Here is a 7,858-nt window from a genome sequence, read left to right on the forward strand (position 1 = left end):
TGCAAAATTACAACAAGTAATTTTCACTTATCCGTCTATTCAATTAAAAAAAAATTAAAATAACAAACTGCATATCAATATGATAGAAAAAATCTAAGAGAAATATTTGATCAATCTTCATTTTTTTTTGGGACAGCAGTTTTATAGGTAAAATTCTGAAAACAGATTCCGACAAGTGCAACAACTGCAGTTATGAAAGAAAACAATATAGCCGTTGAAACCGAAACCTGGGCATCGAATGTAAAATATTGAGCTGCTTTGAGAAAGAGCCACTCTCTTACCCCTATTCCGGAAAAAGACAAGACACTGAGCACCGCACTGGCCAGAAATACGATACAATAAATCCACACCTCTCCAATTTGAGTAAAGGATTTAAGGATTAAATAAATCGATATAAGTTGACAGATTTGTACTCCTATAGAATATATCAAAGTTTTATAAAAAACAGGTTTATATTCCGAAAAAAGTTTTGAAAAAAATAATCGGGCAGCGATTATTGTAAGAACAACGGCCGGTAAGATAATTAGCTTATAAAGTTCCTGTAATACAGGAAAAGTTAGAATTTCAATCAAAACTATAATGGCCAGCAATCCGGAAAGTCTGTCACAAAAAACAGCTTTGGTAAGCCGTTTAGCACTCCAGTTAAATTTTTTATTAAGAACATATACTTTATAGGCGTCACCTCCTATTCCCCCCGGAATAAAAAAATTATAGAACATCCCAATCAGATAAAGCTTAAGGTTGTCCGTCTTATTAATATAAAAATGATTAGCATGAAAATATTTCAGTAAACGTTGTGCAGAAATAACCTGAGACAGAACAAACACCAGCAGAGCAATTATTAATAAGGCATAATTACTGGTTTTGATCAGTTCCCAAACTTCTGTAAACGGCACCTTCCTAAAAACAAAATACAGCAGCAGTAAGCTGATCCCTATTTTCAGGATAGTAATGAACGTTTTTTTGAACTTTTTCAAAAAGTGGATATTTTACGAATATTAAACGGTCGTTTTTTCTGAGATTCATAATACGTTTTCATCAGCAAATCTATAATAATACCGGTAGTAAAAAACTGTATTCCGACAAAAACCAATAAAATCCCCAAGATTAATAATGGTCTTCCTCCAATCTGATGACCTAACATTTTAACGATCAGGAGATAGATATTAATAATCATCCCCAGTATAAAAGTCAGAATACCAATATTTCCAAATAAATAAATCGGCTTCTGAAGGTATTTCTGATTGAACAATAATAGTAACAGGTCGTTAATTACTTTCGTAGTTCTCCCAATTCCGTATTTGGAAACCCCAAACTGTCTTGCATGGTGTTTTACAGGAACTTCAGAGATTCTAGCCCCATTAATATGAGCATGCAATGTTATAAAACGATGAGACTCTCCATAAAGATCTAAATTTTTAGCTGTTTCCTTTGTAAATACTTTAAGTGCACAGCCATGATCCTTTACATTCAGTTTTGTAGTTCTTCTGATAATAAAATTGGCCACCTTTGAAGGAAAAGTTCTTAAAAGATTATCTTTTCTCTTCTGTCTTTTTCCGATAACAAGATCATATTCTCCTTTATCCATTTCAGCAACCATCATCGGAATATCACTGGGATCATTCTGCATATCACCATCCATGGTAATAATGTAATCTCCCGTAGCATAATCAATTCCCGCCATTAGAGCAGAGCTTTGGCCGTAATTCTTTTTCAGCTCTATCAAAACTACGTGAGGGGCTGCTATATCCTTTACCACTTTTACAGTACGGTCTGTTGAAAAGTCATCAACCAGAATAAGCTCATATTTATATCCTTTCAAAACCTTTTCAATAGCCGCAATAAGTAAGGGTGCATTTTCTTCCTCATTGTAAAGAGGAACTACCACCGAATATAACCTGTCAGAATTCATAGATCTAAAAATATGTGCAAAGATAATCGAATTTAATTTTCTACAGGGACATTTATCCCGTAGAAAGTTGCATTTTAAATATCTTTGCAAAAATATCTTTATGAAAAACCAGAAGTATTTATATTACTTACTGCTTATTGTAGGTGCTATCCTCCTTTTTGCCCATTTGGGGAAATTATATGTAGACATCATGGAAGCCAGAAATTTTGTTTCGGCAAGGGAAATGGCAGATGAAGGGCATTGGATTTTCACTACAATGAATGATCTTCCCAGATATGAAAAACCACCTTTACCTACCTGGCTAAGTGCATGGATGGGACAGCTCTTCAGTTTTGAAAATATAGGTGCATTGAGATTCCCTGCTTCTCTTTCCTGCTTTCTGCTTGTCATTTATTTCTATAAAATTGTAGAATTTGTTACCAACAAGCCCCGTCTTGCTTTTATTTCTTCAATGATATTGGTTACTAATTTTCTTGTAATTTATGTAGGAAGAAGAGCCAACTGGGATATTTACAGTTATAGTTTCATGGTTATCGGGATGTATTATTTCATTCTGGCATTAAAGGACATTAAAGCGCTTCCCAATTATATTTTTGCAGGAATTTTATTCGGATTTTCGGTATTGAGTAAGGGGCCTACAGGTCCTTATGTGCTTCTTATTCCTTTTTATATCGGATATATTATTCTCTTCGGATGGCCAAAATGGAAGGAAATCCGGGGGATTATTCTTTGCGCAGCCATTACAGTACTTGTAGGTTTCTCATGGTATATTTATATTTATCTTGCTGATCCTGATACTTTCTTAGCCATCATGGAAAAAGAGGCCACCGCAAGAGGAAACAGAGATGTGAAACCTTTTACAAGATACCTTAGCTTCCCAGTTCAGACAGGTGTCTGGATTTTATACAGTGTAATAGGTCTTATTTTTCCAATGATTAAAAAAAGAACCGACCAGCCAAAAAATTATATGCTGTTCTTCTACTGGACTATTTTTTCGTTAATTTTCCTTTCTCTGATTCCTTCAAAAAAGGAGAGATATCTCTTCCCGATGATGGTCCCGCTAGCTGCTACAACAGGATATTATTTACACTATCTTTTTTATGAATTCAATTATAAAAAATGGGAATTCAATTTAAATAAAGTCATCTTTACCATCCTTGGAATAGTCGCTCTGGTAATTTCCATAGGAACCTATTTCTTACCCGTAGAAATAGGAGTTTATACCATTCTTTTTTCTGTTTCAGCATTCATCGCTGCAATTTCAATTCTGATAGCAGTTTACAAAAACAGAAACTTCGAGAGGGCTTTTTTTGGAGTGGTTTTATTAATGGTTTTCACCGGAATATTTGGAATTCCTGTTCTGGATAAAATGCTTAGTAACAATAAAAACTTCAAAAGTATTGCTACCATTAAGGAAAAGATTGAAAAAGAAAATACGAGGTTATATACATACGCAGAATATTCCCCTGAAGTCTGGTTCAGATACCAGGCTGTAATGCCGGAGATCAAACTTGAGGATCCCAAAACTTTACCGAAAGAAAAAATTTTCTATGTAGCCATGAATACCAATGAAGAAGAATTTCGTAAGAAACTGGAGGATCTAGGATGGAAACTCACCTATGTAGATACGTTTGATGATAATGAAGAAGCTGAGCCTTCTAAAAATCATACGGAAAGAAAAATACATTATGTATACAAGGTAGTTCAATAATAAAAAAAGCGCTGAAAATTTCAGCGCTTTTTTTATTATTTCTTAGAAAAAATTTCTTTTGTATTTAAAGGATTATACACTATTAAAAACATAATCAATGCAAAAGCATATTCCCAGATTTCCCATTTTCTGGAATGACTGATTGGAATTAAAATCAAAGCTGTTGCGATCAGGAATATAACAATATGTACAGGCCTTGCTACGGAGATTCCAAATGTATCTATTAATTTCTTCATTTTCTCCGACTTATTCCAAATAACCGGTAAAACAAGGAAATAAATTCCAAAACAAATAGACATCAGATTAGAGAAGATAAGTTTATTAAGTTTAACATCTCCTACTACCATATTGTGCAGATTGGTTTCCTGCTGAGCATTATTTTCAAGGAAAAACTCTGAAGATTGTACATGAAATATTCTCTGTCCCCAGGAAATCTCCTCTCCTCCTCCGAAAAACATTCCAAGTGCCATGAACAAAACACCTACTTTCCACCAAATCCCGTAATATTTTTGGTATTTAATAAATTTAAATAGTAGTGTAAACGATGTGAAAAACAGAAATGCAGAGGTAAGATTTTCATAAAATCCGTCTTCCTGCACCAATTTATCAAAGTAAGAAGAATCTGTAAAATAAACACCTATAGCATAAATAACTGTAATTAAAAGAATTACAGAAATAATCTTTTCAAACAAGCTTAAATTTTTCATAAAGCAAATATAAGTAATCCTGATATTTAATTTCTATTTCTTTAATTTTGCTCTTATGAATTTTATTAAAAATAATCTGGCCAATATTTTAACCCTCGGAAATTTATTTTCAGGATGTGTAGGCGCAGTACATCTTATTCTGGGAGATTATCATATCACCGCTATATGCATTGTCATTTCATTGGTTCTTGACTTTTTTGATGGATTCGTTGCAAGAGCTTTGAAATCCAATTCCAATCTGGGGGTTCAGCTGGACTCTCTTGCCGATATGGTAAGCTTTGGATTTATTCCGGGATTAACACTATTTGTGGCACTTGCTCAGAATTCTCCGCAAGCCATTCCCTGGCATGCCTATCTGGGATTTTTGGTTACTGTTTTTTCCTGTTTGAGACTGGCTATATTTAATCTCGATGAAGATCAGAAGTACTACTTTAAAGGATTAAATACTCCTTCCAATACAATCCTGCTATTTGGTCTTTACTATGCATTCAGGGAAACACAGAAATTCGACTTCATATTTAATAACACTTATATTTTATTGGGTGTTACCCTGCTTTGTTCATGGCTGTTGGTAAGCCCTATCAAAATGATTGCGATGAAATTCAAATCCATGAAGCTGCAGGATAATTATCCTAAACTTGCTTTGCTGATAGGATCCTTGCTTATTCTAATCTTATTAGGAATTGCCGGAATTCCGGTGGTTATTATTTATTATATGATCATATCAATCTTTTTTCAGAAACAACTTAATTAAGGGTGTGGTATAAGTTCTAGGTTATTAGTAACTTTCAAACTGACTTATCATTCCATTATTCACCATTTATATTTTAAGAAATGAATTTAAAATTACATAAACCTCTTTGTATTTTTGATTTAGAAACAACGGGAACCAATATCGGGAAAGACCGTGTGGTTGAAATCTGCATTTTAAAGGTAAATCCTGATGCATCAAGAGAGAGTAAAACATGGCGTGTCAATCCTGAAATGCCGATTCCATTAGAGTCCAGCCAGATCCATGGAATTTATGATGAAGATGTAAAAGATGCCCCTACATTCAGGGAAATAGCTTCTAAAATAATGGAAATGATCTCGGGAACAGATTTAGGAGGATTCAATTCCAACCGATTTGACGTTCCTCTTTTGGCAGAGGAATTGTTACGAGCTGGTGTTGATTTTGATTTGAGTAAATTTAAGCTGGTAGACGCCCAAACTATATTCCATAAAAAAGAGCCTAGAAATTTAGGTGCCGCTTATCAGTTTTATTGTGGAAAGATCCTTGAAAATGCCCATTCAGCTGAGGCTGATGTAATGGCAACTTTTGAGGTTTTAGATGCCCAGGTTGGAAAATATGAGGATGTTCCGAATGAAATTGCGGCTTTAAGTGAGTTTACATTTCATAATAAAAATGCGGATTTGGCAGGCTTCATAGGTTATAATGAAAAAATGGAAGAAGTCTTTAATTTCGGAAAATACAAAGGCCAATGTGTTAAAGTTATTTTCCAGAAGGACATCGGATATTTCGGATGGCTGCAAAATGCTGATTTTCCACTTTATACCAAGAAGGTTTTTACTAAAATTCAACTTTCAAGCAAGTTTTAAAAATGTCTGATCTGATCCGCATAAAATACTATGAAAATGCTATAGAAGCTAACAGGGATAAACAGATTCTTGAAGAAAGCGGTATACAGAGTTTTATAGCAAATGAACAACTCATTCAATCGGATTGGCTGCTGTCCCAAGCTGTAGGAGGAATACAGCTTCAGGTATTCGAAGAAGAGGTGGAGAAGGCAAAACAGATTCTGGAAGATTACAAAGAGAACGAAGAGTATTCATTGGAAGTGGAGCATACTATTCCCAATCCTGAATTTGATTTTACCTGTCCTCGATGTGGCTCCAATCATATTTATCAGGATGAAAAACCCGGAGGAGTCTTTGGAGTAAGCTGGTTATTTTTAGGATTTCCGGTAAAAATTCCGGGAAATCTTTATCATTGCTATTATTGTGGTAATGAATTTAAACATTAATTATTAAGAAAAAATCATGAAAATTATCTGTATAGGAAGAAACTATAGTGAACATGCGAAAGAATTGGGAAATGAAATTCCGGAGAAACCTGTTATTTTCATAAAACCGGATACCGCTATACTGAAGGGAAATGATTTTTACCTTCCTGAATTTTCGAATGATATCCACTATGAGCTGGAAGTTGTCATCAAGATTTCAAAAGGGGGAAAATACATTCAGAAAGAAAATGCCCATAAGCATTATGAAGAGATCGGTCTGGGAATAGATTTTACGGCAAGAGATCTTCAAAGCGAATTAAAATCCAAAGGTCTTCCATGGGAACTTGCAAAAGGCTTTGACGGTTCAGCTGCAGTAAGCCCTTTCTTCAAAAAGGAAAACTACAATCTTGAATCTTTACAGTTTTCATTACTGAAAGCAAAAGAAAAGGTACAGGATGGTAATACAAAAGACATGATATTTACCCATGATGATATCATTGCTTTCGTATCTCAGTATTTCACTTTAAGAGTGGGTGATCTTATATTTACCGGCACTCCTAAGGGTGTAGGAAGGGTACAGGAAAATGATATTCTGGAAGCCTTTCTGGAGAATGAAAAAGTGTTGAACATAAGAATATTATAGAATATCACCTCTATTCATTGCTGTTTCCGGTATTTTTTACTATCTTTAATAAACAAAATTTAATGTTATGGTAAATATTGTATTACCCATAGATTTTGGGGATAAAACAGAACAGCTCGTAGATGGTGCTGTAAAATTCGCCAAAGAAGTAAACGGAAAAATCCATTTAATCCATGTGGCTCCTTCCGACATAGGGTTTGCTATCGGAGATATGGGATTTCAGTATTTTCCCGAAGTGGAACAAAACGAAATCCGGGAAGAACTTGTACAGCTTAATAAGATCGAGCAAAGAGTTCTGGCTCAGGATGTGGATTGTGAGCACTATCTAAAACAAGGAATTGCTAAAGATATTATTCTGGAATATGCCAAAGCTAAAGAGGCCAATTATATTGTAATGGGATCCCATGGAAGAAGTGGCTTTTATGATGTATTTGTAGGAAGCTTAACGAAAGGACTAACCAAAAATTCTCCTATTCCGGTATTGGTAGTTCCTATTCATGATAATTAGAAATTAAATTTCAATCGTTAATATAAAAAAACCGATCAAATTTAAATTTGATCGGTTTTTTACTATATAACCAATTAATTAACCTTCTTTTTTATAAATTTTAGGATCATAATAAGGGTTCTTTCCTTCTGTCGGGGAATAGTATTCTTTATCTTTATTTCCTCCTAAGGTTGATACCAGAACATAGCACCAATAAATAAATAATACACAGCAAACGGTAAACAGAACCCAATTCAGCACATTCCCTAGTGCATCATAAAATCCGAAAGACCATTTAAAAACTTTGCTTAAGAATAACCAGAAAGACGTCATTATTTTCCTTTTTTAAATTAACTTTGTACAAATTTAAAAAAAATGTTTAAATTACTCTCAAA

10 protein-coding genes are annotated in these 7,858 nt (G+C 34.1%); 6 read left to right on the top strand and 4 right to left on the bottom strand.

The genetic code is table 11. The annotated features are described in order from the left end of the window. Window positions 1-110: 110 nt before the first annotated feature. Window positions 111-977, bottom strand: coding sequence for a lysylphosphatidylglycerol synthase transmembrane domain-containing protein (locus Q0A18_RS01165; protein ID WP_292008335.1), 867 nt, complete (start codon window positions 975-977; stop codon window positions 111-113). Beyond that, window positions 974-1,912: a glycosyltransferase family 2 protein gene (locus Q0A18_RS01170; protein ID WP_292008336.1), complete on the bottom strand. Its 939-nt coding sequence runs from the start codon at window positions 1,910-1,912 to the stop codon at window positions 974-976. The genes Q0A18_RS01165 and Q0A18_RS01170 overlap by 4 nt, the downstream gene beginning before the upstream one ends. A 100-nt stretch (window positions 1,913-2,012) precedes the next feature. On the opposite strand from Q0A18_RS01170, the gene Q0A18_RS01175 reads away from it, so the two are divergent. After that, on the top strand, window positions 2,013-3,623 hold the full coding sequence (locus Q0A18_RS01175; RefSeq protein ID WP_292008337.1) for a glycosyltransferase family 39 protein: 1,611 nt from the start codon (window positions 2,013-2,015) through the stop codon (window positions 3,621-3,623). A 35-nt stretch (window positions 3,624-3,658) separates the two neighbouring features. Here the strand turns inward: Q0A18_RS01175 and Q0A18_RS01180 are convergent, their stop codons facing one another. Further along, window positions 3,659-4,330, bottom strand: a complete 672-nt coding sequence (locus tag Q0A18_RS01180) for a hypothetical protein (protein WP_292008338.1) — start codon at window positions 4,328-4,330, stop codon at window positions 3,659-3,661. Between the two features lie 55 nt (window positions 4,331-4,385). Between Q0A18_RS01180 and Q0A18_RS01185 the strand changes: the two genes are divergently transcribed. From Q0A18_RS01185 to Q0A18_RS01205, 5 genes are all read left to right on the top strand, one after another. After that, window positions 4,386-5,084 (top strand): CDP-alcohol phosphatidyltransferase family protein, encoded by a 699-nt coding sequence (locus Q0A18_RS01185; protein WP_292008339.1) that lies wholly within the window; start codon window positions 4,386-4,388, stop codon window positions 5,082-5,084. A gap of 80 nt (window positions 5,085-5,164) precedes the next feature. Continuing rightward, window positions 5,165-5,929, top strand: coding sequence for a 3'-5' exonuclease (locus Q0A18_RS01190; protein ID WP_292008340.1), 765 nt, complete (start codon window positions 5,165-5,167; stop codon window positions 5,927-5,929). Window positions 5,930-5,931: 2 nt separating this feature from the next. After that, entirely contained in the window at window positions 5,932-6,354 is a 423-nt protein-coding gene (locus tag Q0A18_RS01195) for a DUF2007 domain-containing protein (protein ID WP_292008341.1), read from the top strand. A gap of 16 nt (window positions 6,355-6,370) precedes the next feature. After that, the gene (locus tag Q0A18_RS01200; RefSeq protein WP_292008342.1) at window positions 6,371-6,976 is read left to right on the top strand and encodes a fumarylacetoacetate hydrolase family protein; all 606 of its coding nucleotides are present in this window, start codon (window positions 6,371-6,373) and stop codon (window positions 6,974-6,976) included. Window positions 6,977-7,043: 67 nt separating this feature from the next. Further along, the gene (locus Q0A18_RS01205; RefSeq protein ID WP_292008343.1) at window positions 7,044-7,484 is read left to right on the top strand and encodes a universal stress protein; all 441 of its coding nucleotides are present in this window, start codon (window positions 7,044-7,046) and stop codon (window positions 7,482-7,484) included. 78 nt (window positions 7,485-7,562) lie between these two features. Here Q0A18_RS01205 and Q0A18_RS01210 read toward each other — a convergent pair whose 3' ends face one another. Beyond that, on the bottom strand, window positions 7,563-7,796 hold the full coding sequence (locus Q0A18_RS01210) for a hypothetical protein (RefSeq protein ID WP_292008344.1): 234 nt from the start codon (window positions 7,794-7,796) through the stop codon (window positions 7,563-7,565). Window positions 7,797-7,858: the final 62 nt, after the last annotated feature.

It is taken from the genome of Chryseobacterium sp. (assembly GCF_022712095.1).
Taxonomy (GTDB): domain Bacteria; phylum Bacteroidota; class Bacteroidia; order Flavobacteriales; family Weeksellaceae; genus Chryseobacterium.

Bases quoted from the DNA above. Each gene is read 5' to 3' on its own strand.
- Q0A18_RS01180 (WP_292008338.1), bottom strand. From the start codon at position 4,330: ATGAAAAATTTAAGCTTGTTTGAAAAGATTATTTCTGTAATTCTTTTA.
- Q0A18_RS01200 (WP_292008342.1), top strand. From the start codon at position 6,371: ATGAAAATTATCTGTATAGGAAGAAACTATAGTGAACATGCGAAAGAA.
- Q0A18_RS01195 (WP_292008341.1), top strand. From the start codon at position 5,932: ATGTCTGATCTGATCCGCATAAAATACTATGAAAATGCTATAGAAGCT.
- Q0A18_RS01185 (WP_292008339.1), top strand. From the start codon at position 4,386: ATGAATTTTATTAAAAATAATCTGGCCAATATTTTAACCCTCGGAAAT.
- Q0A18_RS01175 (WP_292008337.1), top strand. From the start codon at position 2,013: ATGAAAAACCAGAAGTATTTATATTACTTACTGCTTATTGTAGGTGCT.
- Q0A18_RS01170 (WP_292008336.1), bottom strand. From the start codon at position 1,912: ATGAATTCTGACAGGTTATATTCGGTGGTAGTTCCTCTTTACAATGAG.
- Q0A18_RS01190 (WP_292008340.1), top strand. From the start codon at position 5,165: ATGAATTTAAAATTACATAAACCTCTTTGTATTTTTGATTTAGAAACA.
- Q0A18_RS01210 (WP_292008344.1), bottom strand. From the start codon at position 7,796: ATGACGTCTTTCTGGTTATTCTTAAGCAAAGTTTTTAAATGGTCTTTC.
- Q0A18_RS01205 (WP_292008343.1), top strand. From the start codon at position 7,044: ATGGTAAATATTGTATTACCCATAGATTTTGGGGATAAAACAGAACAG.